Source organism: Novosphingobium sp. 9U (genome assembly GCF_902506425.1).
GTDB lineage: Bacteria > Pseudomonadota > Alphaproteobacteria > Sphingomonadales > Sphingomonadaceae > Novosphingobium.
The window spans coordinates 2,174,975-2,201,210 of sequence record NZ_LR732469.1 but is presented as its reverse complement, the minus strand read 5'-3'; the positions used below and the strand labels follow the sequence as shown (position 1 = coordinate 2,201,210).

General features: G+C 67.7%; 26 protein-coding genes and 1 tRNA gene. 14 read left to right on the top strand and 13 right to left on the bottom strand.

The features are described from left to right. Positions 1–7: 7 nt before the first annotated feature. Both GV044_RS10320 and GV044_RS10315 read right to left on the bottom strand, forming a co-directional pair. Complete coding sequence (locus tag GV044_RS10320; RefSeq protein ID WP_159869069.1) at positions 8–433, bottom strand: HIT family protein; 426 nt, start codon at positions 431–433, stop codon at positions 8–10. Then, entirely contained in the window at positions 430–1,578 is a 1,149-nt protein-coding gene (locus GV044_RS10315; RefSeq protein ID WP_159869066.1) for a CDP-alcohol phosphatidyltransferase family protein, read from the bottom strand. Before GV044_RS10315 ends, GV044_RS10320 begins: the two co-directional genes overlap by 4 nt. A gap of 211 nt (positions 1,579–1,789) precedes the next feature. Here GV044_RS10315 and GV044_RS10310 point away from each other — a divergent pair, with 211 nt between their 5' ends. From GV044_RS10310 to GV044_RS10300, 3 genes are read left to right on the top strand one after another with little or no spacing between them, the layout of a single operon-like run. Next, complete coding sequence (locus GV044_RS10310) at positions 1,790–2,794, top strand: acylglycerol kinase family protein (RefSeq protein ID WP_236554849.1); 1,005 nt, start codon at positions 1,790–1,792, stop codon at positions 2,792–2,794. After that, positions 2,791–3,687 (top strand): hypothetical protein, encoded by an 897-nt coding sequence (locus GV044_RS10305; protein ID WP_159869060.1) that lies wholly within the window; start codon positions 2,791–2,793, stop codon positions 3,685–3,687. The genes GV044_RS10310 and GV044_RS10305 overlap by 4 nt, the downstream gene beginning before the upstream one ends. Further along, positions 3,687–4,433: a nucleotidyltransferase family protein gene (locus tag GV044_RS10300; protein ID WP_159869057.1), complete on the top strand. Its 747-nt coding sequence runs from the start codon at positions 3,687–3,689 to the stop codon at positions 4,431–4,433. The genes GV044_RS10305 and GV044_RS10300 overlap by 1 nt, the downstream gene beginning before the upstream one ends. 107 nt (positions 4,434–4,540) lie before the next feature. Here the strand turns inward: GV044_RS10300 and GV044_RS10295 are convergent, their stop codons facing one another. Next, the gene (locus GV044_RS10295) at positions 4,541–5,053 is read right to left on the bottom strand and encodes a DUF2141 domain-containing protein (protein WP_159869054.1); all 513 of its coding nucleotides are present in this window, start codon (positions 5,051–5,053) and stop codon (positions 4,541–4,543) included. 265 nt (positions 5,054–5,318) lie between these two features. Between GV044_RS10295 and rpe the strand changes: the two genes are divergently transcribed. The 6 genes from rpe to dxs all read left to right on the top strand — a co-directional run bounded on the left by rpe (position 5,319) and on the right by dxs (position 12,669). After that, the gene (gene rpe / locus GV044_RS10290; RefSeq protein WP_159869051.1) at positions 5,319–5,981 is read left to right on the top strand and encodes a ribulose-phosphate 3-epimerase; all 663 of its coding nucleotides are present in this window, start codon (positions 5,319–5,321) and stop codon (positions 5,979–5,981) included. A 5-nt stretch (positions 5,982–5,986) separates the two neighbouring features. Then, entirely contained in the window at positions 5,987–7,876 is a 1,890-nt protein-coding gene (locus GV044_RS10285; protein WP_236554848.1) for a heparinase II/III family protein, read from the top strand. A gap of 124 nt (positions 7,877–8,000) precedes the next feature. Then, positions 8,001–9,593 carry a bifunctional phosphoribosylaminoimidazolecarboxamide formyltransferase/IMP cyclohydrolase gene (gene purH / locus GV044_RS10280; protein ID WP_159869048.1) on the top strand — a complete coding sequence of 531 codons (1,593 nt, stop codon included), beginning with the start codon at positions 8,001–8,003 and terminating at the stop codon, positions 9,591–9,593. Between the two features lie 177 nt (positions 9,594–9,770). Next, positions 9,771–9,923 carry a hypothetical protein gene (locus GV044_RS21835; protein WP_201299046.1) on the top strand — a complete coding sequence of 51 codons (153 nt, stop codon included), beginning with the start codon at positions 9,771–9,773 and terminating at the stop codon, positions 9,921–9,923. Positions 9,924–9,925: 2 nt separating this feature from the next. Next, positions 9,926–10,591: a peptide-methionine (S)-S-oxide reductase MsrA gene (gene msrA / locus GV044_RS10275; protein ID WP_159869045.1), complete on the top strand. Its 666-nt coding sequence runs from the start codon at positions 9,926–9,928 to the stop codon at positions 10,589–10,591. A gap of 155 nt (positions 10,592–10,746) precedes the next feature. Continuing rightward, entirely contained in the window at positions 10,747–12,669 is a 1,923-nt protein-coding gene (gene dxs, locus GV044_RS10270; RefSeq protein WP_159869042.1) for a 1-deoxy-D-xylulose-5-phosphate synthase, read from the top strand. Between the two features lie 67 nt (positions 12,670–12,736). On the opposite strand, the gene GV044_RS10265 is transcribed toward dxs, so the two are convergent. Further along, on the bottom strand, positions 12,737–13,189 hold the full coding sequence (locus tag GV044_RS10265) for a DUF3429 domain-containing protein (RefSeq protein WP_159869039.1): 453 nt from the start codon (positions 13,187–13,189) through the stop codon (positions 12,737–12,739). 67 nt (positions 13,190–13,256) lie between these two features. Continuing rightward, complete coding sequence (locus GV044_RS10260; RefSeq protein WP_159869036.1) at positions 13,257–14,912, bottom strand: peptide MFS transporter; 1,656 nt, start codon at positions 14,910–14,912, stop codon at positions 13,257–13,259. Between the two features lie 253 nt (positions 14,913–15,165). Between GV044_RS10260 and GV044_RS10255 the strand changes: the two genes are divergently transcribed. The 4 genes from GV044_RS10255 (at position 15,166) to GV044_RS10240 (ending at position 17,019) form a co-directional block, all read left to right on the top strand. Next, positions 15,166–15,453: an integration host factor subunit beta gene (locus tag GV044_RS10255; RefSeq protein WP_159869033.1), complete on the top strand. Its 288-nt coding sequence runs from the start codon at positions 15,166–15,168 to the stop codon at positions 15,451–15,453. A gap of 82 nt (positions 15,454–15,535) precedes the next feature. After that, positions 15,536–15,620: transfer RNA gene (locus GV044_RS10250), tRNA-Leu, on the top strand. Between the two features lie 30 nt (positions 15,621–15,650). Beyond that, positions 15,651–16,208: a hypothetical protein gene (locus tag GV044_RS10245; RefSeq protein WP_159869030.1), complete on the top strand. Its 558-nt coding sequence runs from the start codon at positions 15,651–15,653 to the stop codon at positions 16,206–16,208. Between the two features lie 262 nt (positions 16,209–16,470). Then, the gene (locus GV044_RS10240) at positions 16,471–17,019 is read left to right on the top strand and encodes a PilZ domain-containing protein (RefSeq protein WP_236554847.1); all 549 of its coding nucleotides are present in this window, start codon (positions 16,471–16,473) and stop codon (positions 17,017–17,019) included. 25 nt (positions 17,020–17,044) lie between these two features. Here the strand turns inward: GV044_RS10240 and msrB are convergent, their stop codons facing one another. From msrB to GV044_RS10225, 3 genes are all read right to left on the bottom strand, one after another. After that, positions 17,045–17,554 (bottom strand): peptide-methionine (R)-S-oxide reductase MsrB, encoded by a 510-nt coding sequence (msrB, locus tag GV044_RS10235; RefSeq protein ID WP_236554846.1) that lies wholly within the window; start codon positions 17,552–17,554, stop codon positions 17,045–17,047. A 58-nt stretch (positions 17,555–17,612) separates the two neighbouring features. After that, on the bottom strand, positions 17,613–18,785 hold the full coding sequence (locus GV044_RS10230; protein ID WP_159871224.1) for an ABC transporter permease: 1,173 nt from the start codon (positions 18,783–18,785) through the stop codon (positions 17,613–17,615). 71 nt (positions 18,786–18,856) lie between these two features. Further along, entirely contained in the window at positions 18,857–19,867 is a 1,011-nt protein-coding gene (locus GV044_RS10225) for an ABC transporter ATP-binding protein (protein WP_159869024.1), read from the bottom strand. 46 nt (positions 19,868–19,913) lie between these two features. Between GV044_RS10225 and queG the strand changes: the two genes are divergently transcribed. Continuing rightward, positions 19,914–21,014, top strand: a complete 1,101-nt coding sequence (gene queG, locus GV044_RS10220; protein ID WP_236554845.1) for a tRNA epoxyqueuosine(34) reductase QueG — start codon at positions 19,914–19,916, stop codon at positions 21,012–21,014. Here the strand turns inward: queG and GV044_RS10215 are convergent. The 5 genes from GV044_RS10215 to GV044_RS10195 are packed head-to-tail and all read right to left on the bottom strand — an operon-like array spanning position 21,004 to position 26,182. Next, positions 21,004–22,284, bottom strand: coding sequence for an MFS transporter (locus tag GV044_RS10215; RefSeq protein WP_236554844.1), 1,281 nt, complete (start codon positions 22,282–22,284; stop codon positions 21,004–21,006). The genes queG and GV044_RS10215 overlap by 11 nt on opposite strands. Positions 22,285–22,286: 2 nt before the next feature. Continuing rightward, complete coding sequence (locus GV044_RS10210) at positions 22,287–23,513, bottom strand: NAD(P)/FAD-dependent oxidoreductase (RefSeq protein ID WP_159869018.1); 1,227 nt, start codon at positions 23,511–23,513, stop codon at positions 22,287–22,289. Between the two features lie 60 nt (positions 23,514–23,573). Next, positions 23,574–24,563 carry an LLM class flavin-dependent oxidoreductase gene (locus GV044_RS10205; RefSeq protein ID WP_159869015.1) on the bottom strand — a complete coding sequence of 330 codons (990 nt, stop codon included), beginning with the start codon at positions 24,561–24,563 and terminating at the stop codon, positions 23,574–23,576. Continuing rightward, on the bottom strand, positions 24,560–25,405 hold the full coding sequence (locus tag GV044_RS10200) for a hypothetical protein (protein ID WP_159869012.1): 846 nt from the start codon (positions 25,403–25,405) through the stop codon (positions 24,560–24,562). The genes GV044_RS10205 and GV044_RS10200 overlap by 4 nt, the downstream gene beginning before the upstream one ends. An 18-nt stretch (positions 25,406–25,423) precedes the next feature. Then, a complete protein-coding gene (locus GV044_RS10195) occupies positions 25,424–26,182 on the bottom strand; it encodes an alpha/beta hydrolase (protein ID WP_159869009.1) in 759 nt (252 codons plus the stop codon). Between the last annotated feature and the right edge of the window lie 54 nt (positions 26,183–26,236).

The window sequence follows — 26,236 nt, the reverse complement described above, 5'->3', positions numbered from 1 at the left end:
CCACAACTCAGAAGGCGGCGGAAAGCTCCCCAACCATCTGCGTAATTACCCCAGGTTCCAGCGCCACGGCTGCGTTGAGGTCGGGCACCTTGGGCCAGCCGGCGTCGGGGAAGCTGAGGTCCTGCCACTCGCGCGTGCCCTCATAGCGAGGGATCACGTGGAAGTGGACGTGCGGGTCGACCATCATCAGCATGAGGTAGTTCAGCTTGGCATATCCGACGAACGCGCCCAGCACGCGCTCGATCGCAGCGGTGGCGGTCTTGAGTTCGGCATGCGCTTCCGCAGGCAAGTCACCGAACGCTGTAGCATCGGACTTGGCGGCGAGCACCAAGCTGCCGAGCGTCGGCTGGGCGGGACGCAGCAGCACCACCCAGTGCGCGTATTCGGCCACCAGCGTGGCGGGATAGCCGAACTTCTGGATCGTAGCGTTCATCGCGCGGCAGCTCCTTCATCGGACAGCCAGCTGACGATCGTGCCGCCGCGGCTGCGGAAGAGCCATGCCTGGACCAGCCGAATGGCATGAACAAGGCACGAGATCGCGGTCCACCAGGCGACCACGATCAGGCCCAGGTCCGGCCGGGCGAACAGCATCGATACGAACAGGATCACCATGTTGGGATTGCGCCGTGCGGTGATCAGGCGGAACCGGCTGTCGAACCGGCGCCACACGTGGATGTGCATCATCCCGTTCTGGCGCATGAACACGCCCTCGATCAGGCGCTGCACCCAGTAGCCGAGCTGGATCACGCCCTGCACCCACCAGAACGTCGTATCGTCGTAACCAAGGTTCCAGTGGACCAGCCCGGTCGCCCAGAACCACCACCAGAACGGCGGATGGACCAGGTCCATGCCATGGTCGAACACATTGCCCCACGCCGAGGAGGTGATGGTGCAGCGCGCCAGCTTGCCGTCCACGGTGTCGAGCACCATGAAGCCCAGCCCCAGCAGCATGCCCAGCCAGTAGCGCCCCTCGGCAAAGCACCAGGTGGCGAGCACGCACAGCACTGCACCGATCGTCGTCACCATGTTGGGCGTCAGGCCCAGCTTCGCGCAGATGCGGGTGAGCACCAGCGCCCACTCCGGCCACAAGTACTTGGTCAGGATGTCGGTGACGCCCTTGTAGGCGCCGAAGTAGCTGGCGCGCTCGATCGCCCGCACCGTGTTCGCGCGCAGCGGCATGACGAACGGCGTCTCGCGCTTGCGCAGCGCCTTGTTCTCGATCGTCGGGCCGTCCTCGTAGGCGAGCACATGGAGCGTGCCGGCATTTGCCAGCGGCTGCTCGCCTTCGATGGCAGCCTGGATCGCGTCGGCCTCCGCGCCGTCGCGAGCGTGCGCGAGCACGGGCACGCCGCCCACCGTCAGTACGAGGCCTGTCTGCGCCGCGACATGGCGGAACCAGGCCGGATCGAAGGCATAGGCGGCGTTGGCGAGCACCACCGGGGCCGCTTGGTCCTGCCGCGGCGCCAGCTTCGCGGCGATGGCGATCCGCCGCACGCGCTCCTCGACGCTGAGGCCCCAGAGGGACGTGGCGTTGCTGCCGATGGTCGCAAAAGCGGGCGTCGTGTGGGTCTCAACCATCGTTGCGGCCCTAATCGAGCGGCCGCGCTGCGGCAATGCAGGAGCGGCGTGGCAGGCGCCTGTGCCTTCAACAAAACTGTAGCAGGATCGTAACGGACCGCCATTTGCAGGTGATTTCCGCAGTGGCGGTCCCTAAGTAGGCGGGGTTGTGCACGGAACGATCTACGAATTCGAAACCCTTCCCCGAACTGGGCGACAAGGGCCTGCAGCGGTGTCTCGATCGGCGCCCTACGCGCCGCGTGCCCGCGCGGTTCCGCTGGTCGGCATCGTCCGCAATCCCCGCAGCCACCGCAACAAGGGCCTGGAAGCGGAGCTTGCCGACTGTTCCAACATCCTGACCGAGGCTCCCCGCAGCCGCGAGGCACTGCGCGTCAGCCTCCAGGATTTCGCCGCGCGCGGCATCGACTACCTGGTGATCGACGGCGGCGACGGCACCGTGCGTGACGTACTGACGTGCGGCGCCGATATCTTCGGCGAGGAATGGCCCGCGCTGATCGTTCTGCCCAAGGGCAAGACCAACGCGCTGGCGGTCGACCTGGGCCTGCCCAACCACTGGAGCCTGGCCGAGGCGCTGGTCGCGGCGCGCAGCGGCAGCGTGATCCAGCGTCGGCCGATGCGAATCAGTTCGCGTGGAGCCGGGCGTGATGGCGGACGTGAAAGCGCAGAAAGCAGCATACTCGGCTTCTTCCTCGGCTCGGGCGTGTTCACTATCGGCACTGGAGCAGGCCAGGCCGCCCACCGCCGCGGCGCCTTCAACAGCTTTGCCGTAGGCCTGACGATCGCCTGGTGCATCATCCAGATCGTGTTCGGCCGCGCCGGAAATCCGTTCCGGGCAAGCACGCGCATGCGGGTGCGCAACCTGGTGACGGGACGCGAGCTGCCCCGACGCGGACCCGGCAAGCCCGACGAGCGCTTCCTGGCGGTCGCCTCCACATTCGAGCGCTTTCCGCTAGGGCTGCGGCTGTTCGGCAAAAACCCGCCGCCTGGGCTCAAGCTCGCAGTGCTCGACGCGCCGGTGCGCTGGGTGCTGATGCTGCTGCCGATGATCCTGCTGGGCTTCCTGCCCAGGTTCATGCAGCGCGCTGGCGCGCATCGGGTCGCCTCCGGCCCGCTCGACTTCGACTTGGGCGGCGCCTTCATCCTTGATGGCGAAGAGTTTCCCTCGGGTCACTACGTGCTGGAAGAAGGGCCGCAGCTCACCTTCGTGGTGCCATGAGGGAGACCCTCGCCGCGCGCGTGGAGGCGGCGCTTGGCCGGCCCGTGATCCCCGAGGTCCGCGCCTTTGCCGAGCGCCTCGTCAATCCTGAGGCGCAGGGCGTGCTGTTCTACGGCTCGAACTTGCGCACCGGCCTAACCGAGGGTGTGCTCGACTTCTACGTACTCACCACCGGACCGATCGAGCGCGGCATCTGGCCCCGCGTCAGCTACCATGAATGGGAGCGCGACGGCACGGTACTGCGCGCGAAAGTGGCGACCATGACGCTCGCGACGTTCGCGGCCGCCGCGGCCGGCCAGCTGATCGACACCACGATCTGGGCACGCTTCGTTCAGCCCAGCGCACTCGCCTGGAGCCGTGACGACGCTTCCGCGCTGGCGATCCGCGATGCGTTCGCACAGGCCGCCCGGACGGCGGCGCGGCTGGCCGTCGCGCTCGGTCCGGAAGAGGGCACGGCCGACGCGTACTGGCGCGCCTTGTTCCGCGCAACCTACGCGGCGGAGTTCCGCATCGAGCGTGGCGGGCGCGAGGAGTCGATCCTGGCCGCCAACGCTGCGCATTTCGATGGTTTGCTGCCGCTGGCGCTGGAGGCGCAAGGCGTGGCCTTCGCGCGGGACGCTGATGGAACGCTGCGCCCTGCCCTGGCGCCGGCACGCCGGGCAGCCCTGCTCCGCTGGTGGCAGCGGCGGCAACGCCTGGGCAAGCCCTACAACCTGGTACGTCTGGTACGCGCATCGACCACCTTCGAAGGCGCGGCGCGCTATGGTGCGTGGAAGATCGAGCGGCACACCGGCATACCCGTCAAGCTGACCCCCTGGCGAGAGAAGCACCCGGTGCTGGCCGCCCCGGCCGTGCTGTGGCAGGTCTGGCGCGCGCGGCAGGCGGAGCGCTGATGGCGCCTGCCGCTCTGGTGCTCGCCGGCTCGCGCCCCGGCGCGCCCGATCCCCTCGCCCTTGCCGAGAACGTGGCGCACAAGGCGCTGATCGAGGTCGGCGGCGTGCCGATGCTGGCCCGGGTCGTCCAGGCTCTGCGCCAGGCTGGCTGCGAGACGATCGCGGTCAGCGCCAACGAACCCGCCGTGGTCGCCCTGGCGGAGACACTCGGCTGCAAGGTCGCGCCCACCGGGCCCGGGCCGAGCGCCAGCGTTGCGGCGGCGTTCGCTCTGCTGGGTGCGCCGATGCTGGTGACCACCGCCGACCATGCGCTGCTGCGGCCCGAGTGGGTGCACGACTTCCTGGCCGATGCGCCCCCGACCGCCGACGTCGCCGTGCTGCTGGCCCATCGCGATGTCGTGAAGCGCGCGCTGCCGGGCACGCGAAGGACTTACCTCAAGCTGGCCGATGGCGGCTGGTCGGGTTGCAACCTGTTCCTGCTGGCGAACGCGCACGCGCAGGCGGCGATCGCGACCTGGGCGGCAGTGGAGGCCGACCGCAAGCGCCCCTGGCGCATCGCCGCGCGGCTCGGCGCCGGAACCTTGTGGCGCTACGGGCTGGGCAAGCTGACGATGGCGGAGGCAATCGGCCGCCTCGGCCAGCGCATCGGCATCGCCGCCGCTGCCGTGCCCGCGCGCGACGGGCTGGCGGCGGTCGACGTCGACAAGCCCGGCGACCTCACGCAAGTGCGCGCGCTGATCGGCTAGCCTTCGTCATACCCCCGGAAGGCGGGTCTACATCTCCAGCTGGTCCGTCTGGCGCATGCTCAGGCGGTGGACCCGCACCATCGCACGAGTGACGAGCCTTCTGCCGCTTACAAGTACTTCATCTCAATCCGGATCGCCTTCACGCCGTTGCCGACGGGAAATGCCGTCTTGCTCACGCTCGGCTTGCCGAGGTTGAAGATGTTGATGCTCGGGTTGTTCGACATGCCGCCGCCATCGGTGCGGATGTCGGTACCGCCGTTGCCGTTGACATCGTGGCGCACGGCCACCGCGTAGGAGCCCGCGCCCGGCACCGGCAGGCAGAACGTCATCCGCCCCGCGCGCGCCGGCACCTCGATCCGGGAGAGCCAGCGGCCTTTCTGCAGCCAATCCGCCGACGTGCCGCGGTAAGTCTGGATGCGCACCTTGCCGGCAGAGCTCTTCACACCCTCCACATTCACCAGCACAGCCGGCCCGTCGCCGCTTTCGCAGCGGTGCATGTCATTGCGCACTTCTTGCTTGTACTGCGCCGCCGACGGAGCAGCGCTCGCCAAAGCGAAGGCGGCCAGCGCCGCGCCCGCCAGGGTCGTTGCAAAAGGTCGAGAGAAACTGGTGTTGATCATGTCCTGATTGTCTTTCCGCGGCCGACGCATGCCGCATGTTCAAGCCGCCGGTGTGTCGTGAGCCCCGTTCGCCTTCGTTTCGTCTTGCCGCAAGGCCGCTTAATCCGGACTGAATTGGCAGTCACGCGCGCGGTACCGCATCCTGAACGGGTGCTCCTGGGACAAATACCTGCCGGCCGCACCATCGCTTGTGGAGAACGCGATGGCGCCAGCTTGTCCGCACAAGATATGGTGGTCTAATCGCCCATAAAGGACATTTCCACGCATGCCCGTGCCACTTATCTCCCCTTCCATCCTGTCTGCCGACTTCGCCCGCCTGGGTGAAGAGATCCGCGCGATCGACGAAGCCGGGGCCGACTGGATCCACGTCGACGTGATGGACGGACACTTCGTGCCCAACATCACGATCGGCCCGGCCGTAGTGAAGGCGCTGCGCCCGCACACGACCAAGCCGTTCGACGTCCACCTGATGATCTCGCCGGTCGACACTTACCTGGAGGCATTCGCCGCCGCCGGGGCCGACATCATCACCGTTCATCCTGAGGCCGGGCCGCACATCCACCGCACGGTGCAGGCGATCAAGGGCCTGGGCAAGCAGGCCGGCATTTCGCTTAACCCCGCCACGCCCGCCAAGATGCTCGACTACCTGATCGACGACATCGACCTGGTGCTGATCATGAGCGTCAATCCGGGCTTCGGCGGGCAGAGCTTCATTTCCAGCCAGCTGCGCAAGATCGAGGCCGTGCGCAAGATGATCGACAAGGCCGGCCGCGACATTCGGCTGGAGGTCGATGGCGGAGTGGATGCGACCACCGCATCCGCCTGCGTCGATGCCGGCGCCGACGTCCTCGTGGCCGGAACCGCTACGTTCCGCGGTGGGCCAGAACGCTACGCCGCCAATATCCGCACGCTCAAGGGTCTGGACTGACCGGCGTGAAACAGGAGGTGCGCACGAGAACCCGCCCGGTCGCAAGGAACCGCAGCGAGCCTCGGGCGATACCGCTCCATGCGAAGACCGAGGAGGGCGTGCTGGAGGACGAGGATCGCGGCACTTCCCTTGACGGCGAGCCGCACGTCACCGCCGCCAACGGCGAACTAATCGAGCCTGGCCGCGCCCTGGCGCTGACCGACTTCACACCGCCCGAGATCGGCACGGGCGAGCGGCTGATCCGGCTCGCCTATCGCATCGGCGTGCCCGGCTCGATGCTGGTCTCGCCGATGGGCAAGAAGGCCAAGCTGCGGTTGCTGGCGACCGTCACCAGTCCGCTGCCCGGCAATCGCGTGTCGGGCACCGCGCTGCGGGCCGGGCACTTCCTGATCCACGGCGCCAAGACGCCGATCGCGCAAGTCGACTATGCCGGCGCATCGCGCTTCACTCCGCCGCTCGAACGCGTGGTGCACGGCTTCTCCTGGCTTGCCGACCTGGAGGCCAGCGCCCCGCGCGCGCAAGTCACGCCGATTGCCGAGCGCATCCTCAACACCTGGCTCAACGCCAACCCCAAGCCGCCCGCGCGCCCGGGCAAGGGCCCGGCCTGGACGGTGGGCAACACCGGCATGCGGCTGCTCGCCTGGCTGGTGCATGCGCCGCTGATCCTGTCGGGCGACAAGGCGCTGCGCAGCCGCGCGCTGCGCGCCATGAACGAGACCGCGCGCTGGCTGGATCGCAACGTCGGCCATGCGGAGGACGGCCTTGCCGAACTCGGCGGCTGGGCGGCGATCGTCGCGGCCGGGCTGCTGCTGCCGGACGGCAAGCCGCGCCGGCTCTATGGCGAGGCCGGACTGATCAAGGCGCTGGGCGAACTGGTGGGCGAAGACGGCGGCGTCCTGTCGCGCAGTCCCATCGCGCAGATGGACGCGATCGCGCTGTTGGTGCGCCTGCGCGCCTGCTACCGCGCCACCCGCCGCGAGCCGCCCAAGGCCGTGGAGACGATGATCGGGTTGCTGGTGCCGCCGCTGCTGGCGCTGGTCCATTCCGACAGCGCGCTCGGCAATTGGCAAGGCGGCTGGGCGATCGAGGAGGACGAGGTCGTCACCCTCATCGAAGCGAGCGGCGTGCGCACCCGGCCTTTGCGCGACGTGCGCCAGTGGGGCTATCAGCGCGTACTGGCAGCCAGGACCGTGCTGCAGTTCGATGCGGCACCGCCGCCGATGCCCCGCCACGCGCGGTTCGGTTGCGCCTCGACGCTCGCGTTCGAGATGTCGCATGCGGGCCAGCGGCTGATCGTCAACTGTGGCGGCGCCGCGGCAGCCGGTGGGCTGGTGCCGGTGCGGCTCGAGCAAGGCCTGCGCGCCACCGCGGCGCATTCGACGCTGACGCTGGACGATGCGAACTCCACCGCAATCCTGATCAACGGTGCGATCGGCGTCGGTGTTTCGGAAGTCGACATCGAACGGCGCACCATCGATGCCGGTGGCTCCTCCGCGACTCGCCTGGAGGCCAGTCACAACGGCTATGCCGGCCGCTATGGCCTGACCCATCGCCGCATCCTGATCCTGCGCGACGACGGCACCGAGCTGCGTGGCGAGGACCTGCTGCTGCCTTCCACCCGCAAGGCCAAGCGCGGCAAGGTCGGCTTTGCCATCCGCTTCCACCTGGGCCCCGACGTCGAGGTTGGCCTGTCGGAAAACGGCCAGGGCGCCGGGCTGGCTCTGCCTGACGGCAGCTACTGGCAGTTCATCGCCTCCGGCTGCGAGATCGCGCTGGAGGACAGCCTGTGGGTCGACGGCCAGGGCCGCCCGGTGGCGACGCAGCAGCTGGTGCTTCAGGGGCTGGTGTCACGCGGCGGCGGCAACTTCGGTTGGCTGCTCAAGAAGATGGGGTGAGATCGTCGGCCAGGCCAAGCCGAGCAGCCCCTCCCCGTTCGTGCCGATCGAAAATGAAGTGCTTCAACAAGAGGCCATCCCGTTCTAGGAGCGCGCGCGAAAGCCACGTTTCCGAAAGCCTACCATGACCCAGCTCGTCCCCGTCCGCCGCGCGCTCCTGTCTGTCTCGGACAAGACCGGTCTCGCCGAACTGGGCCAGGCACTGGCATCTCGGGGCGTGGAGCTGGTCTCAACCGGCGGCACCGCCAAGGCGCTGCGCGAAGCCGGGCTGACGGTGAAGGACGTCTCCGACCTCACCGGCTTTCCCGAGATGATGGACGGCCGCGTCAAGACGCTGCATCCGATGGTCCACGGCGGGCTGCTGGCGGTACGCGACAATGCCGAGCACGCTGCTGCGATGTCCGAGCATGGCATCGGCGCGATCGATCTGGTGGTGGTCAACCTCTATCCCTTCGAGGCGACCGTCGCCAAGGGCGCCGAGCGCGACGAGGTGATCGAGAACATCGACATCGGCGGCCCCTCGATGGTGCGCTCAGCCGCCAAAAACCACGCATATGTCGCGATCGTCACCGATGCGGCGGACTATGCCGAGTTGCTGACCCAGCTCGAGACCAACGACGGCGCCACCGATTTCGACTTCCGCAAGCGCCTGGCCGCGCGCGCCTTTGCCGCGACCGCAGCCTACGACTCGGCGATCAGCCAGTGGTTCGCCGGCGTCGATCAGGGTGAGAAGTTCGCCCCCAAGGTCAGCCAGACGCGCGTGCTCGCCGGAAGCTTGCGCTATGGCGAGAACCCGCACCAGGACGCTGCGCTCTACCTGCCGACGGGGGCGCACACCAAAGGCCTGCCGCAGGCCGAGCAGGTGCAGGGCAAGGAGCTGTCGTACAACAACTACAACGACGCCAACGCTGCGCTGGAACTCGCCGCCGAGTTTCGTGGCCAAGCGCCCGCCATCATCATCGTCAAGCACGCCAATCCCTGTGGCGTCGCGCAAGGCTCCTCGCTGCTGGAAGCGTGGAACGGCGCGCTGCAGTGTGACAGCGTTTCGGCGTTCGGCGGCATCGTCGCCTCCAACGTGCCGCTCGACGGACCCACGGCTGAGGCGATCTGCCAGATCTTCACCGAAGTCGTCGTGGCGCCCGGCGCCGACGAGGCGGCCCGCGCCGCGTTCGCGAAGAAGAAGAACTTGCGCCTGCTGCTGTCCGACGACTTGCCCGATCCGCGCCGCATCGGCCAGACCGTGGCGGTGATCGCCGGCGGCGTTCTGGTGCAGGACCGCGACAATGGCGCGATCACGCAAGCCGACCTCAAGGTCGTGACAAAGCGCGCGCCCACGGAGCAGGAGCTGAAGGACTGCCTTTTCGCCTGGACGGTGGCGCGCCATGTGAAGTCCAACGCGATCGTCTACGCCAAGGACGGGGTCACCGCCGGCATCGGCGCGGGCCAGATGAACCGCCGCGACTCGTCGCGCATCGCCGCAATGAAGGCCGCCGAAGCCGCGCAGACGTATGGCTGGGCGAGCCCGCGCACGGTGGGCAGCGCAGTGGCCTCCGATGCGTTCTTGCCCTTTGCCGACGGCTTGCTCGCCGCGGCCGAAGCGGGCGCGACCGCGGTGATCCAGCCGGGCGGCTCGATCCGCGACGAGGACGTCATCAAGGCCGCGGACGAGGCGGGCCTGGCGATGGTCTTCACCGGCATGCGCCACTTCCGCCACTGAAATCACCTTTGTTGCAGTGGTGAGGCAGTGCCGTAGCGGCACTGTCATTGATCGCCAACTCGATGCCGTTCGTCGAGATGAAGGCGATCTGCACGCCGCATTCAGGCCAGCGCAATCGCATGGAGAGCAGGTCCCGTCTGGACGGCGGGCTGCAACAGACCACGATCGGAATTGCATATGAACTTCCTCAAGACCGAATTCACTCGCTTTTTCGTGCTCGGCTTCGCCGGTGGTGCTGCGCTGGTGCTCGGCGCGCTCGGTATGGACGCGGCGACGGGCATCGCCAACGGCATCGTCCCGCCCGCGCACGCCGCGACGGCGCACCGCTGATCATGGCCTCGCGCGCCGCCCTCGTGGTCCTGCCGCTGCTCGCCGCCTGCAGCGCGACCGCGCATGCGGACGTGGTGCAGGCGCCAGCCGCCGCAGTGACCTCGCACGACACCGGCAAGCGCGAGACGGCGGTGTTCGCCGGCGGCTGCTTCTGGGGCGTCGAGGCGGTGTTCAGCCACGTCAAGGGCGTGACTAGCGCCGTCTCCGGTTATAGCGGCGGCGCGAAGGCGACTGCGCAGTACGAGACCGTGAGCGGCGGCGATACCGGGCATGCTGAAGCGGTGCGCGTCACCTGGGACCCCAGCGTGGTGCGTTACGACGAACTGCTGCGCGTCTACTTCTCGCTCATCGCCGACCCGACATTGCGCGATCGCCAGGGTCCGGACGTGGGCACGCAGTACCGCTCCGCCCTGGTGCCGCTGAATGCCGAGCAGGCCCGGGTCGCCCGCGCCTATGTGGCGCAACTGGGCAAGTCGGGCCTGTGGTCCCGCCCGATCGCGACGCGCATCGAGCCGTTCCGCGGCTTCTACCCGGCAGAGAGCTATCATCAGGACTTCGCCGCGCGAAATCCAGACCACGGCTACATCCGCCGCTGGGATGCGCCCAAGGTTGCCGCTCTGAAGCAGACGTACCCGGCGCTCTATAAGGCCGCGTTCACCAGGGGTTGAGGATCCGGGCGGGCGCACGGCCCTCGGAACGACGAAGCATACGCTCCCAGGATCACCGAGGCGCCTAGCGGTTTTTCCTGTCCTTCGGGGCATCACAGTCATAAGGCACCGTGTCGCTATTCGACAGCATGACAACGCACGTGTAGAAGCCTGACATGACAGCCGAACCGGCAACGCCACTCCTCGACACCGTCAACACCCCTGACGATCTGCGCAAGCTGAAGCCGGCACAGCTGCGCCAGCTGGCGGACGAACTGCGTGCCGAGATGATCTCGGCGGTAGGACAGACCGGCGGGCACTTCGGCTCGGGGCTCGGCGTGGTCGAGCTGACGGTCGCGCTGCACTACGTGTTCAACACGCCCGACGACCGGCTGATCTGGGACGTGGGTCACCAGGCCTACCCGCATAAGATCCTGACCGGGCGGCGTGACCGCATCCGCACCTTGCGCCAGGGTGGCGGCCTTTCGGGCTTCACCAAGCGCAGTGAGAGCGAATACGATCCGTTCGGCACCGCACACAGCTCCACCTCGATCTCGGCGGCGCTGGGCTTTGCCATCGCCAACAAGCTGACCGGTTCGCCGGGCCGCGGCATCGCGGTGATCGGCGACGGCGCGATGAGCGCCGGGATGGCCTACGAGGCGATGAATAACGCGCGCGATGCGGGCAATCGCCTGGTCGTGATCCTGAACGACAACGACATGTCGATTGCGCCGCCGGTGGGCGGGCTCTCGGCTTACCTCGCGCGTCTGGTCTCCTCGGGCCAGTTCCTGGGCCTGCGTGAACTCGCCCGCAAGTTCGCCCGCAAGCTGCCGCGTCCGCTGCACAATGCCGCGCGCAAGACCGACGAGTTCGCCCGCGGCATGGCCATGGGCGGCACCTTGTTCGAGGAGCTGGGCTTCTACTACGTTGGCCCGATCGACGGACACGACCTTGATGCGCTGGTTCCGGTGCTGGAAAACGTGCGCGACGCCGCCGCCGGCCCGATCCTGATCCATGTGGTGACGCAGAAGGGCAAGGGCTACGCGCTCGCCGAAGCCGCGGCCGACAAGCTGCACGCGGTGCAGAAGTTCGATGTGATCACCGGCGAACAGGTCAAGAGCGCGGGCGGTCCGCCCAGCTACACCAACGTCTTTGCCGCTGCCTTGCTCGCCGAAGCGCAGCGTGACAGCCGCATCTGCGCAATCACGGCGGCGATGCCGGGCGGCACCGGGCTCGACAAGTTCGGCCAGACCTTCCCCGAGCGCACGTTCGACGTCGGCATTGCCGAGCAGCACGCGGTGACGTTCGCCGCCGGCCTCGCCGCCCAAGGCATGCGTCCGTTCTGCGCGATCTACTCGACCTTCCTGCAGCGCGCGTTCGACCAGGTGGTGCACGACGTCGCGATCCAGAACCTGCCGGTGCGCTTCGCGATCGACCGCGCCGGCCTGGTCGGAGCGGACGGCGCGACTCACGCAGGCTCGTTCGACGTGACGTATCTGGCCACCCTGCCCAACCTGGTGGTCATGGCCGCGGCGGACGAAGCCGAGCTGGTCCACATGGTCCACACCGCGGCCGAATACGATGCCGGGCCGATCGCCTTCCGCTACCCGCGCGGTAACGGCGTCGGGGTGCCGCTGCCCGAGACGCCTGAACTGCTCGCGATCGGCAAGGGCCGCATCGTGCGCGAGGGAAGCAAGGTCGCGATCCTCTCGCTCGGCACGCGCCTCGCCGAAGCGCTCAAGGCGGCGGACGTGCTCGAGGCGAAAGGGCTCTCGACCACGGTGGCGGACTTGCGTTTTGCCAAGCCGCTCGATTCGGATCTGATCCGCAAGCTGATGCTCAGCCACGAAGTGGTCGTCACGGTCGAGGAGGGCTCGATCGGAGGCCTCGGCGCGCACGTGCTGACGCTGGCCAGTGACGAGGGGCTCACTGATGGCGGGCTGAAGATCCGCACCATGCGCCTGCCCGACGTGTTCCAGGACCACGACAAGCCTGAGAAGCAGTACGACGAGGCGGGGCTGAATGCGCCGCAGATCGTCGACACGGTGCTGAAGGCCTTGCGCCACAACAGCACCGGGGTCAGCGAGGCGCGGGCTTAGCTCCTCGTCTGCGTCGGGCCAGGCTGAGCTTCTAGAAGCCTCCCAGCGCCCCCCTCGATCTACCTGATCAAGTCCCACCCGCTGCCACAAACAGCAGCACCAGCCCGACCAGCGCGATTCCGATCTGCGGCGGGCGCAGCTTGACGAAGTAGCGCGGCGCGGCGCCGCTGCGTGCCGCGAACGGATCGTAGACCAGCGAGCTCAGGTACCCCACCGCAAGCACCGGTGCCGCTAGCACCGGCGGCAGGATCAGCGCGAGCAGCCCACAGCCGAACCGCACCCCCATCACCGCCACCTGGCTCAGTCGTGGGCCGCCTTCGGTGAAGAAGCTGAGGCCCCGCACCACGCCCGCCAGGAAGATCAGGATCGCGGACGACCAGAGCATGCCGAAGGTCAGCGCCCATGGCACGTCCGCCAGCGCCAGCGCGCCTGCCACAAGGATGACGAGCGCGGGACCATATCCCAGCAGCAGGCTGAGCAGCGGCGTCTTGTCGGGCGTATCGATGCGTGGTCGGGTCATCCGTGCTCAATGCGCAGACGACCCTACCGGTTCACGCACCTGCCCGAGGGTACGTGCCGAGCAACGATCAGTGCGGCTTCACTGCTGGGTGGAAGCCGGCTTCCTGGTTGTCGATTCCGGCCTGCGCCTGTCCGCCAAGGTCGTCCTCGGGATGGCGATCCTCCAGCGTGTCGACGTGCATCCAGCGCTTCACGATGGGCGAGAGCGCCAGCACCACCACCGCGATCGCGATCGTGATCCAGCCGATCTTGGAGTAGATCGCCAGGGTCAGCTCCTTGCTCATCTCGCCGCTCTCGCCGCCCGTCGCCTCGCCGATCTTGCCGGCGACGAAGTTGCCGACAGCGGTCATGTAGAACCAAGCGCCCATGATGAAGCTGCCTAGATGCACGGGCGAAAGCCGCGTCATCGCCGAGAGGCCAACCGGGGACAGGCACAGCTCGCCCGTGGTCTGCAGGAGGTAGATCAGGAACACGAAGATCACCGGCGTCATCACCGCCGGCCCCACCGCGTTCGCGCCCCATACGAAGACCAGGAACGACAGGCCGACCTGGATCAGCGCATAGCCGAACTTGGCCGGCGCGCTGGGCTCGATCCCCTTGCGGCCGAGGTACTGCCACAAGGCCGCGAACATCGGCGCGAACAGGACGATGTAGATCGGGTTGATCGACTGGAACAGGCTGGTCGGCACCCCGCCACGGTCCACGTACTTGTCGGTATAGAGGCTCAAGGAGCCGCCCGCCTGCTCGAACAGACCCCAGAACACCGGATTGAGCGCAATCAGGAACAGGATCGCGAAGATCCGCTCTCGCGCGTCCTTGGGCAGCTTGAACGCTTCGTACAGGGTGTAGGCCAGCATCGCGAGGCCCGAGATGATCAACAGCGTCTGGATCACGTCCTGGTATTGTACCAGCAGCCAGATCACCACGACCGAGGCAAGGCCGATGCCGTAAAGCATCCATTCGCGGCTGCGGGCGAGCGGCACCGGCGGCTCGCCGTTGCCGCGCAGGGCCGGCTTGCCCAGCGTGAAGATCACCAGGCCCAGCGCCATGCCGATGCCGGCGAGGCCAAAGCCCCACGACCAGCCGATCGTCTCACCCAGGTAGCCCACCAGGATCGTGCCAAGAGCCGCACCGGTGTTCACGCCCATGTAGAAGATCGTGTAGGCAGCGTCGCGGCGCGGGTCGGTCATGCGATAGAGCTGCCCGACGATGACCGAGATGTTGGCCTTCAGGAATCCGGAGCCGACGATGATCAGCGACAGCGCCAGCCAGAACACGTTGATCGCGGGATCCGCCTGCTTGGTGGCGGGGTCGGTCACGCCGTGCATGCCCTCCACGGCCATGAACAAGTGACCGATCGCCAGCAGCACGCCGCCGTAGAACACCGCCTTGCGCTGCCCCAGGTAGCGGTCGGCCAGATAGCCGCCGAGCACCGGGGTGATGTAGACCAGCGCGGTGTAGGCGCCGTAGATCAGGTTCGACTTGCCATCGGTGAACAGCCAGAACTTGGCAAGGTAGAGCACCAGCAGCGCGCGCATGCCGTAGTAGGAAAACCGCTCCCACATCTCGGCATAGAACAGCACGAACAGGCCGCGGGGATGGCCGGCGAACTCCTCGCTCTTGCGCGTGGAGATGATCCCTCCGATCGCCAGCACCGCGAAGAGCGCGATCGCGGCGATGGCCGCGATCCAATCGCCCTCGTTCCAGCTCCCCATATCCTTCATGCGGTGTCCTTATGCTCTGCGAAGGCGCCTAAACCATGCAGGTTAGCGCTCGATGCGATCCAAGCAAAGCGCAATGCCGCGCCCCGGCGCCGCTGCCCTGCCCCGCAGTTGCGCGGCACCGGGGCGTGCCGTTCCATGCTTCTCACGCCAGCGAAGTATCTCCCATTGCGAAGAAATTCAAAAGGTGGCAGCTTAACAAAGGTGGGAATGGCGGTCTCGAAAGGGTTCGGGGCGGCTTTGTGCTGGGGGCTTCATGATCCGGTCCGAGTTGCTGCAGGCGCTGGCAAAGGAAAATCCCGAGCTGCGGCTCGACGATGTCGAGCGCGCGCTCGACACCTTCTTCGACGAGATCGGAGAGACACTGGCTGCCGGCGGCCGCGTCGAGCTGCGCGGCTTCGGCGCCTTCTCCACGCGCCACCGCGACGGCCGCAAGGGCCGCAATCCGCGCACTGGCGAAGCTGTCGAAGTGTCGGAGAAGCGCGTCCCCTACTTCAAGCCCGGCAAGGAAATGCGCCAGCGCCTGAACGTCTCGGACGAGTAAGCCGGCGCGGCATTGCCGGCCCATGATGGATCTGCCAATGCTCCGTAACCCGACCGGTTGATCGTGGCGGGCGAAGCGCCGTGCGGGCGTGGCGGAATGGTAGACGCAGCGGACTTAAAATCCGCTTGGGGTTCCCAGTGCGGGTTCGAGTCCCGCCGCCCGCACCAGGCTTCATGCGGCAAGGATGCGAGTCCACGATGCCACGTAAGCTGCCAAGAAAACTGAAGGTCTTTCGCACTGCCGTGGGCTTTCGCGACGCCTATGTCGCGGCGCCGAGCCGGGCCGCGGCGCTGCGGGCTTGGGGGACCGACAAGGACCTGTTCGCGCGCGGGGCGGCCGAGGAGGTCACCGATGCCGAACTTGGCGCCGAAGCGCTGCATAAGCCGGGCGAAGTCGTCTACCGCACACGTGGTGGGCTGAAGGAGCAAGTGGCCGCATTGGGCAAGTTGCCGGCGAAGAAGTCTCCCAAGTCAGGCGCCAAGGCCGAGACCAAGACAAAGGCTGCAGCCGAACCGGAGAAGCCCGCCAAACCGCGTCCGAGCCGTGCCAAGGTCGACGCAGCCGAAGCCGCGATCGAGCAGCACGAGCGCGAGCAGGAGCGGGAAGAGCGCGCCATGCAGGATCGCGAACGCGCTTTGGCCGGCGAGCGCGCCGCTATGGAGTCGCGGTTTGCCCGCGAGCTGAAGCAGCTGCGCGCCAAGTTGGAGGCGGCCAAGGCCGCATATCGCGAGGCGCTCGACCTGTGGGAACCGTGAAGTGAGCCCGGCCACGGCACTAAGCCATTCAAAAGGCCCGATCAGTCCATTTTTACCGGCTCGGCTGTGGGTTTTCACCGAATCTTAGGGACACTCGCGGTAGATGCGGTAGCGTACCTGCAAGTTCACGGTGCTGATCGTCGTCAGCTCAGGACTTGCGGGGTAGCTGGGGGCATCAATGCAGGACTCTGCACAAGGCGAAGCATACGGGAGAGGCACGCTCAGCGGCGCCGAAATGCGCGGAGCGCCCCGATTCGCGCTGATGCTACGCAGTGCCAAGCTGATTGCCGACGGCACCGAATTCCTCTGCATCATCCGCGACGTGTCGGAAACCGGCGTCAAGCTGCGGCTGTTCCACGCCGCGCCGCGCGCCGAAATCCTGATGATCGAGACCGCCAGCGGCCAGCACTATCCCATGCAGCTGGTGTGGGAGGCCAATGGCGAGGCAGGCTTTCGCTTCCTGCAGCCGATCGACGTCGATGCCTTCGTCAAGGAGTCGGGCCCCTACCCCAAGCGGCCGCTGCGGCTGCGGGTGCAGCATCCCGCGACGGTGCGCATGGGCAACCAGTCCTACGACGCGACCATCCTCGACATCTCGCGCCAGGGCGCGCGGATCGCGATCTCGACCAAGCTGGCGATCGGGCAGAAGTTCTGGCTCGAGGCGGACGAGCTGCCGCTGTTCGAGGCGACTGTGTGTTGGCGGCGGGTGCCGGAATATGGCTTGGTATTCGGCCAGTTGATGGGTCTGGAAGAGCTGGCCCAGCGGGCCGAGCGGATGGACCGCCCCGAACGTTCGATCGCCGCCGAGTAATCCCGCCCAGATCGATCAGACCCGATCAGCCAGGCCGGAAGGTCATCGCCGCGCCGTTCATGCAATAGCGTTTGCCGGTGGGCTTGGGTCCATCGTCGAAGACGTGGCCCAGATGGCCGCCGCACCGGGTGCAATGCACCTCCGTGCGCGGGTAACCGAGCTTGAAATCGGTCGAGGTGCCTACCCCGCCGGGCAGCGGCTTCCAGAAGCTGGGCCAGCCGGTACCGCTGTCGAACTTGGTGCTCGACGCGTAGAGCGCGTTGCCATCGGCCGCGCAGCAGAACGTGCCTTTGCGGTGTTCCTTGTTCAAGGGCGAGGAGAACGGCTGCTCGGTGCCTTCCTCGCGAAGGATATGGAACTGGGCCGGAGTCAGCCGCTTGCGCCACTCCGCCGCGGTGAAGCGTACCGGATAGGTCTTCGCCTCGGCATCGCCGCTGCCGCACGCCGCTACGGCCGGGAGCGCGGCGCCGATGCCGAGCCAGCGCAGGATCTGCCTTCGAGAAGGCGCGGGAGCATGCATGACGGGATTATCCATGCCGCCAAGGTCGGCATGGCAAAGGCCCCTGTCAATCAGCCGTGTCGATCGGCTGCCCTCAAGTGCGGGCGCGCCTAGCCCACGCGAACAGCCCGCGGCGCTTGAGGCTCGCCGGTCCCGACTTCATCACCCGCTTGCGGAACAGCTTGGAGCCGGCGCGCACCATCACCAGGACGCAGAGCGCCTGCCAGCCGATCGCCAGCACGTGCTGCCCCAGGCCCGGTTCCTGTGCCGCGCGTGCCAGCATCGCGAAAGGCGAGCTGAACGGGAAGACGATGGCGAAGATCTCGGCCGGGCTGCCCGGCTGCGTCATCGCGTAGGTCGCCAGGAAGAACACCACCAGCTGCATCATCGTGGCAGGCATCGAGAGCGTCTGCACCTCGCGCACGGTCGCCGCCAGCGATCCGATCGCCAGGAACACCGAGCCAAGCAGCAGATACGCCATCGCAAAGTAGAGGACGCCGAGCGCCACCAACGCGGACCAGCCCACGGCGGGCGCGGGCAAGGCGGCGAAGCTGCCGCCGGTCGCCAAGGTGAAAAGCCCTGCCGCTCCGCCCCACACGGCGATGCCGACGAACGAGATGCCAAGCATCGCGAACAGCTTGCCGAAGAACACCGCATCCATCGGGATCGCCGCTGCGAGGATCTCGATGACCTTGTTGCCCTTCTCCTCGACCAGGTTGGACAGCACCATGCCGGCGAGCAGCATGGTGAGCAGGAACAGCAGCGTCTGCGCGGCCTGAGCCGTCATCATCTGCCCCTTGTGCTCGCTCGCGCCGCTCGACGCCGTGCTCTGCAGTGCGACTTGCGGAGCCGGGCCCGGCACGCCGTGGACTGCTGCGGCGGCGACTAGGCTGACCGGGCCGGCCCAATCGGCGATCTGCTCCTTGGTGCCGGTGAGCACCGGGTGCGCCAGCGTGCCGGTGAGCACGGCGGCGACATCGGCATGGCCGCCTTGCGTGAGCGCAGCGCGAGGATCGAACGTCTCGCCCGGCGCGAGTCGCTTCAGCACCAGCATCGGCGGCACGCCGTCGCCCAGCTGGCTGGCCAAGGCAGTCTGCGCACGCAAAGCAGCATCGAGATCGGGTGCCGCCATGGCGACGCCCAGCTGCGGTCGGCGCATCGAATCGTTCAGCTTCTCGCCGACGCCACCGGCAAGCCCCGCAACCAGCAGCGGGAACAGCGGCCCGAGCAGGAAGAAAAAGAAGCTGCGGCTGAACAGGATCGCCATGAAGTCACGCCGGGCGATAACGAAAGCGGCGGCGAACAGCGACAGGCGCTCGGCGCGCGGCGAACCGGAGCTCACTTGCCGTCCTCCTCGGGCGCGCCGGCTTCCAATGCCTTGGCCGCCGCCTCGCCGGCGATGGCGACAAAGGCGTCGTGCAAACCGGCCCTCTCGATCGAGAGCGAGAGGATGCCAGCCTCACCCTCGATCAACCGCCGCAGCAGCGGCTCCACACCCGAGTCAGGTAAAGCGAAGAGCCAGTAGCGACCTTCGCGGCGGGCGGTGGCCGGCAGCGCGGTGCGCCAGGGGCCGTCCTCGGCTCTCGTCTCCAGCCGGACTTGCGGTGGGATACGGTCGCGGGCGACGTCGACAGGGCCGGCGAAGGGCACCTTGCCGCCCGCGATGATCGCCACTTCGTCGCACAGGCGCTCCGCATGGGCGATGACGTGGGTTGAGAAGATCACGGTGGTGCCGTCCGCGGCAAGGCCACGGATCACCGTCTCCAGCTTGCCCTGGTTGAGCGCGTCGAGACCGGAGAACGGCTCGTCCAGCACCACCAGGCGAGGACGGTGCACCAGGGTGCCCAGGATCTGCACCTGCTGCGCCATGCCCTTCGACATCTGGCGGATCTGCCGGTCGGCGGCATAGCCAAGACCCTGCGCCTCCAACAGTTCACGTCCGCGGCGGCGGCCTTCCTTCAGCGGCAATCCGCGCAAGGCGCCGATGAAGGCGATCGCCTCATAGGCCTTCATCGAGGGGTAGAGACCGCGCTCCTCGGGCAGATAGCCGATCGCGCGGGCGACGTCGTGCGGCCGCTCGGCGCCCAGGATACGGCGAGTGCCGGCATCGGGGTCGATGATCCCCAGCAGCATGCGCAAGGTGGTGGTTTTGCCCGCACCATTGGGCCCGAGGATGCCGTAGACCGCGCCTTCGGGTACCGACAGATCGACGCCGTCGACGGCCGTGAAGCCATCGAAGCGCTTGACCAGGCCGCGCGCCTCGATCGCCAAGGGCCGTGAGGAAAGCGCTGCCGGTGTAGACAGGGCCGCGTTGCCCACCAAGCTTGCTTCTCCTATCTCGACCTTCATGCAGGCGCCCCTACCCCGTGGCACGTCAACACCAGCATCCGCAAGCGTGGTTAAGGGCGACCTAACCGGCTTCGTGGAGGCGCTGGAGCGTGAGGCGCGCGCGGTCGGGTTCTGCGCGTTCGGCATTGCGCCGGCGGGCACCGATCCGGTCCACGGCGATCGGCTCTCCGCCTGGCTAGCGCAGGGCATGCACGGCACCATGGCATGGATGGCGGAACGCGCCCACCAGCGCCAGGCGCCCCAAGCGCTCTGGCCCGAGGCACGCAGCGTGATCGCATTGGGGATGAGCTATGCGCCCGCAGGCGACCCGTTGCGCTTGGCCGCGCATGGCGAACGCGCCCGGATCTCCGCCTATGCGCAAGGGGCGGATTATCACGACGCGCTGAAGAAGGCGCTGAAGGCATTGGCGCGTTGGATGGTCGCCGAAGCGCCGAGGTATGGCCTGGGTTCGCCGCAGGTGAAGGTGTTCACCGATACCGCGCCGGTGATGGAGAAGCCGCTGGCGCAGGCCGCAGGTCTGGGCTGGCAGGGCAAGCACACCAACCTGGTCAGCCGCGACCATGGCTCCTGGCTGTTCCTGGGCGAGATCTATACGACCTTGGAGCTGCCGCCGGAGCAGCCGACGACGGACCGCTGCGGCTCGTGCCGGGCGTGCCAGGACGCTTGCCCGACCCAGGCTTTTCCCGCGCCCTACCGCCTCGATGCGCGGCGTTGCATCAGTTACCTCACGATCGAGCACAAGGGGCCGGTGCCGATCGAGCTGCGCGGCAAGCTGGGTAATCGCATCTACGGTTGCGACGATTGCCTGGCGGTGTGCCCGTGGAACAAGTTTGCCCGGGATGCGCATGCCTTCCGCGCCTACCTGCCGCGCGCCGAACTGACTGCCGCGGAGCTGCGCGATTTGCTGACGCTAGACGATGCGGGCTTTCGCCAGCTGTTCAGCGGCTCGCCGATCAAGCGGATCGGGAGGAACCGATTCGTGCGCAATTGCCTCTACGCGGCGGGGAACAGCGGTCGGGCGGAGCTGCTGGAGCAGGTTGTGCCGCTCTGCGACGATCCGGATGAGGTCGTGGCCGACGCTGCGCAGTGGGCGGCAGCGCGGCTTAGTCACACGAAGCCACAGCCCTCCTCTTCGTTCAAACCCTGAACTCTCGCTCCGTCCGTGCCGGAACCGCCAAGAGTCCGACCAAAGTCAGCACCGCCGCGCCCGAGATGTAGAGCCCCACGAATGCGAGGCCGCCCCGATCGGCAAGCCCTTGCGCTACCGCCGGTGCGAAGCCGCCACCCAGGATGCCGCCGACGTTGAAGGCGATCGATACTCCGGTGTAGCGCACGCGCGCCGGGAACAGCTGCGGCAGCAGCGAAGCGAGCGGGCCATAGACCAGGCCCATGGTGAACAGGCCCAGGCACAGGAACAGCGCGACGAGCGAGAGCGATCCGCTCCCAAACATCGGCCCCATGACTAGCCCGACCAGCACCGCCACGCCGCTGCCCAGCATGAGCACGCCGCGCGAGCTGCGCTTGTCGGCGGCATATCCGGCCACGACGATGCCCAGCGCCATGAACAGGATGGCGAACAGCTGCACGCTCAGGAACTCGCGCTTGTCGTAGGCCAGCTCGGTGGTGCCGTAGCCCAACGCAAAGGCCGTCGTCAGGTAGTAGATCGCAAAGCACGCCACGACCGCGAAAGTGCCGGCCAGCGTCTGTCGCCAATGGGTGCGGAAAAGCTCGAAGAACGGGATGGTGGTCGGGTGATCGTGTTCGATGGCGGCGGCCGCAGGCGTATCGGCCAGGCGGAAGCGGATCCACAAGCCCAGGCCGACCAGCACCGAGCTCAGCAGGAACGGCAGGCGCCAACCCCAGGCGAGGAACTGCGCCTCGCTCATGCTGGTGCTGAGGATCAGGAACAGCCCGTTCGCCGCCAGGAAGCCGACTGGAGCGCCCAATTGCGGCGCCATGCCGAAGCGCGCACGCCAGCCCTCGGGCGCATTCTCAACAGCCAAAAGCGCGGCCCCGCCCCATTCGCCGCCGAGACCCAGGCCCTGTCCGAAGCGCAGCAGGCATAGCAGCAGCGGGGCGTACCAGCCCACGCTCTGATAGGTCGGCAGCACGCCGATCAGCACCGTCGCGCCGCCCATCAGCAGGAGCGAGGCGACCAGCGTCGACTTGCGACCGATGCGATCGCCGAAATGCCCGAACAGCGCCGCGCCCAGCGGACGGGCGACGAAGGCAATGCCGAAGCTGGCATAAGCCGCCAGCTGCTGCGCCGATGGCGAGGTCGCCGGGAAGAACAGCGGCCCGAACACCAGCGCCGCTGCTGTTGCGTATATGTAGAAGTCGTAGAACTCGACCGCGGTGCCGACCAGACTGGCGATCAGCACGCGGCCGTGCTGGCGGTATACCCCGAAAACGGTCACCGTCAGACGAGTTCCTTCAGCGGCCTGTCCTTGTCCGCCAGCGCGGCGATGTCGGGCTTGGCGCCAGCTTCCACCAGCTTGCGCCCCTGTACGTAGTCCTTGACCATGTTGACGCAATCGAGCGCCAGCACGCGGCCTTCCTTCAGGTAGATGACGCTGAAGGCGCGGGCCTCCGGCTCGCCGCGCACAACGACCTTGTCGTAGCCCACGTTGATGCCGGCAGTCTGCAGCCGCAGGTCATACTGGTTGGACCAGAACCACGGGAAAGCCTTGTACGGCTTCTCGTCGCCGCAGATCGCCTTGGCGACGCAAGTCGCCATATCGTTGGCGTTCTGGACCGATTCGACGCGCATCACCGTGCCGCCGGCGAAGTCGCAGGCGAATGCGGCGCAGTCACCCACGGCATAGATGTCGGGCAGCGAGGTGCGGCAGAACTCGTCGACGTCGACGCCGTTGGCGCCGCTCGCTCCCGCCACGATCAAGGGGCCGACTGCGGGTACGATGCCGATGCCCACGATCACCGCCTGGGCCGGCAGCACTTCACCGTCGGCCAGCTGAACGCCGGTAACCTTGTGCCCATCACCCAGGATGCAATCAACCGCGACGCCGGTGCGCAAGTCGACGCCGTGATCGCGGTGCTCCTTCTGGTAGAAGGCGGACAGCTCCTCGCCGGCGACCCGCGCCAGCACGCGCGGCAAGGCTTCCAGCAGCGTGACGTGGCAGCCCAGCTTGCTGAGCACCGCGGCGGCTTCGAGGCCGATGTAGCCGCCGCCGATGACAACGATGCGGTTGGTGCCCGCATCGACCTCGCTCATCAGCAAGTCGCAGTCCTGCCGGGTGCGCACCGCATGCACCCCGGCCAGTTCCGCGCCTGAGCAGGACAGGCGACGCGGATCGCCGCCCGCAGCCCAGATCAGCTTGCCGTAGCCCAGCTTGTTGCCGTTGGAGAGCGTGACCTCGTGCGCGGCGGCATCGACCTTGGTCACTTCCACGCCGAGTTCGAAGTGCACTTCCTTCTCGGCCCAGAACGTCGCCGGGCGGATGTAGAGCCGGTCGAACGTCTTCTCGCGCGCGAAGTATTCCTTGGAGAGCGGTGGACGCTCGTACGGATACTCCGGCTCGCGACCGATCACCACGACGGTGCCGGTGAACCCGTTCTGCCTCAGCGCGATTGCGGCCTGTGCGCCCGCATGTCCCGCTCCCACGATGACGACGTCTGCTGTTTCCATGGCGGGCGTGGTTCGGAGAAAATGGTCCGCGCGTCAATGGCTCACATTTGCGCCACCGCGTCAGGCCGGCTGGCGCACCGCATCCATCGTCAGTTCCAGCGAGCGGCGCATCTGTTCCGGATCGTATGTCGAACCAGAGATGATCAGCTCGTCGGCCTGGGTGCGCTGGACGAAGGCTTCCAGCCCTGCCCGCACCGTCTCGGGCGAACCGATCGCGCTGACCGAGCGCATCTGATCGAGCATGGCGAGTTCATGCGGCCGGAGCGTGTCGCGATAACCGCGGATCGGCGGCTTGGCCCGACCCGGCGTGCCGGAGCGCAGCGCCACGAAGGCCTGGTCGTTGGTCGAGGCCAAGTACCAGGCCTCCTCATCGGTGTCGGCCGCCATGACGTTGATCGCGGCCATGAAGTGAGGCTTATCGAGCGTTTCGGAGGGCTCGAACCGCTCGCGGTAAATGGCAGCTGCCTGGTCGAGCTGCGCCGGCGCGAAATGCGAGGCGAAGGCGTAGGGCAGGCCCAGCATCGCGGCCAGCTGCGCCCCGAACGTGCTCGAACCCAGGATCCACATCTCGACCTCGGCGCCGGCGGCTTGCGGTGCGGAGACGCCGTGGAGCGCCTGGCCCTGGAAGCGGGCGCGCAGCTCGACGACGTCCTGCGGGAAGGCGTCGGAGGCCTGCCGGATGTCCTTGCGCAGGGCATAGGCGAGCCGCCCGTCCGCTCCCGGCGCTCGACCGAGGCCCAGGTCGACGCGGCCCGGGAACATGGCATCCAGCGTGCCGAACTGCTCCGCGATGACGTAGGGCGTGTGGTTGGGCAGCATGATCCCGCCCGCCCCGATGCGGATGGTCGAAGTCGCAGCGCCGATGTGCGCAAGCACCACCGACGTCGCGCCGCCGGCGATGCCGTCCATGCCGTGATGCTCGGCCACCCAGTACCGCGCATAGCCGGCCTTTTCCGCGACTTGCGCGGTCTTGGCGGCTTCGGTCAGCGATTCGGCCACCGAACCGCCGTCGCGAACGGGGATCAGGTCCAGGACGGAAAGTGGGGTCATGGCTTGGTAGCTCCGGTATCGAGTTGGGCGAGGTAGCCCTTCGCCGTCTTGGCGGCGTCGCTTTCGGGCGCGGTGGCAAGCACCGACTGCCAGCTCTTACGGGCTGCGGCGTCCCGGCCGGAGAGCACGGCGATGACGCCGGCCTCCAGCCCGATTTCGGGGTCCTGCGGCGTGATCTGCGCGGCGCGCTCGATCTGGGCTTGTGCTTCGGCAAGCTTGTTCTCGCGGCGCGACAGGGTTGCCGACAGCAGCCACGCTTGCGCGTTGCCGGGCGCGGCATTGCGCGCCTCGGCGAGCGCCGCTTCGGCTGGAGCCTGCCGCCCGAGGGCGACGTAAGCCCTGGCGCGATCAAGCGCGATCGAGCTGATCAGATCGGCGTCGTTGGCCGATTTGGCTTGCGCCTCAGCCGCGTCGAGCAGCGGCACGGCCGTCGATGCCGAACCGCCGGCGAGGGCAGCGTTGCCCGCCATGGCGCCCAGGCGCGCCCGGCTCGCATTATCCGTCGGCGATGCGGCATCGCGCGCGCGCAGGAAGGCGTTCTGCGCCTCGCTCCACCGCCCCAGCGTGCCGAGCGCCACGCCGAGGCACAGACCCGCGCGCACTCGTTCCTGACCGGTCGCCCGGTCCAGCGCCTTCTGCGCAGCTAGCGCTCCCGCGGCTGGGCTCGCTTCCATCTCGCCGATGCATCCTTCGGTGCGTGCATAAGGAAGCACGGGGCCGCTCGAAGCCGCAGTCTCCTGCGCGCGGCGCTTGGCGGCGATCGCCTTCTGGTCGATCATCTCGGGCGGCAGCGAGGTGACCGAGGCGCCCAGTTGCAGGATGGGGAGGAGCAGCGGCAGCATGGGGTTCTCCGAGAGGGCCTACCGCGTCCAGCCGGCGAGTTCGCCGACGGCCTGGCGCAGCAGCGCGATGTCCGCTTCGCGCGAGAGGCGGTGGTCGCCGTCCTTGATCAGCGTGACCTGCACCGCCTCTGAACGCAGTGCTTCGGCCAGGCGCAGCGAGATGGCCCAAGGCACGTCACCATCGGCCTGGCCGTGAAGCAGCCGGACCGGGCAGTCGAGCGGGATCTCGCCCTCGAGCAGCCGCTGTGCCTGGCCGTCGGCCCAGAAGCCGGGGTAAGTGGGCGTCGGTTCGGGTCCATAGGGATTGTCGGCCAGCAGCGTCTCGCCCGCCGTCAATCGGACCTGATCGGCCGGTGCCGTGCCCCAGTCGGTGAAATCGGGCGCCGGAGCCACGCCGACCAGACCGGCGATCCGCTCGGGCGGAAGCGCGATCGCGACCAGCAGCATGAGCCAGCCGCCCATCGAGGAGCCCACCAGTACGAGCGAACCGGAACAGTGCTTCTCGATCAAGGCCAGCACTTCCTCACGCCAGCGGGAGAGCGTGCCATCGGCGAAGTAGCCCGAACTTTCGCCGCAGCCCGAATAGTCGAGCAACAGCGCCCCACGGCCGAGCGCCTTCGCAGCGTCGAACAGCGCGGTGGCCTTGCTGCCGGCCATGTCGGACTTGTAGCCGGGCAGGAACACCACCGTCGGTCCCTCCCCGGACATGGCGCCCAGTGTGAAGCGATGCGCGATGCGGCGGCCGTCAGGCATGGTGTGATACGCGAGGTCGGCCATGGGAGAAGAGTGGCGATTGGTTCGAGGAGGTACAAGGTCTGAGGCCGCCCGAGG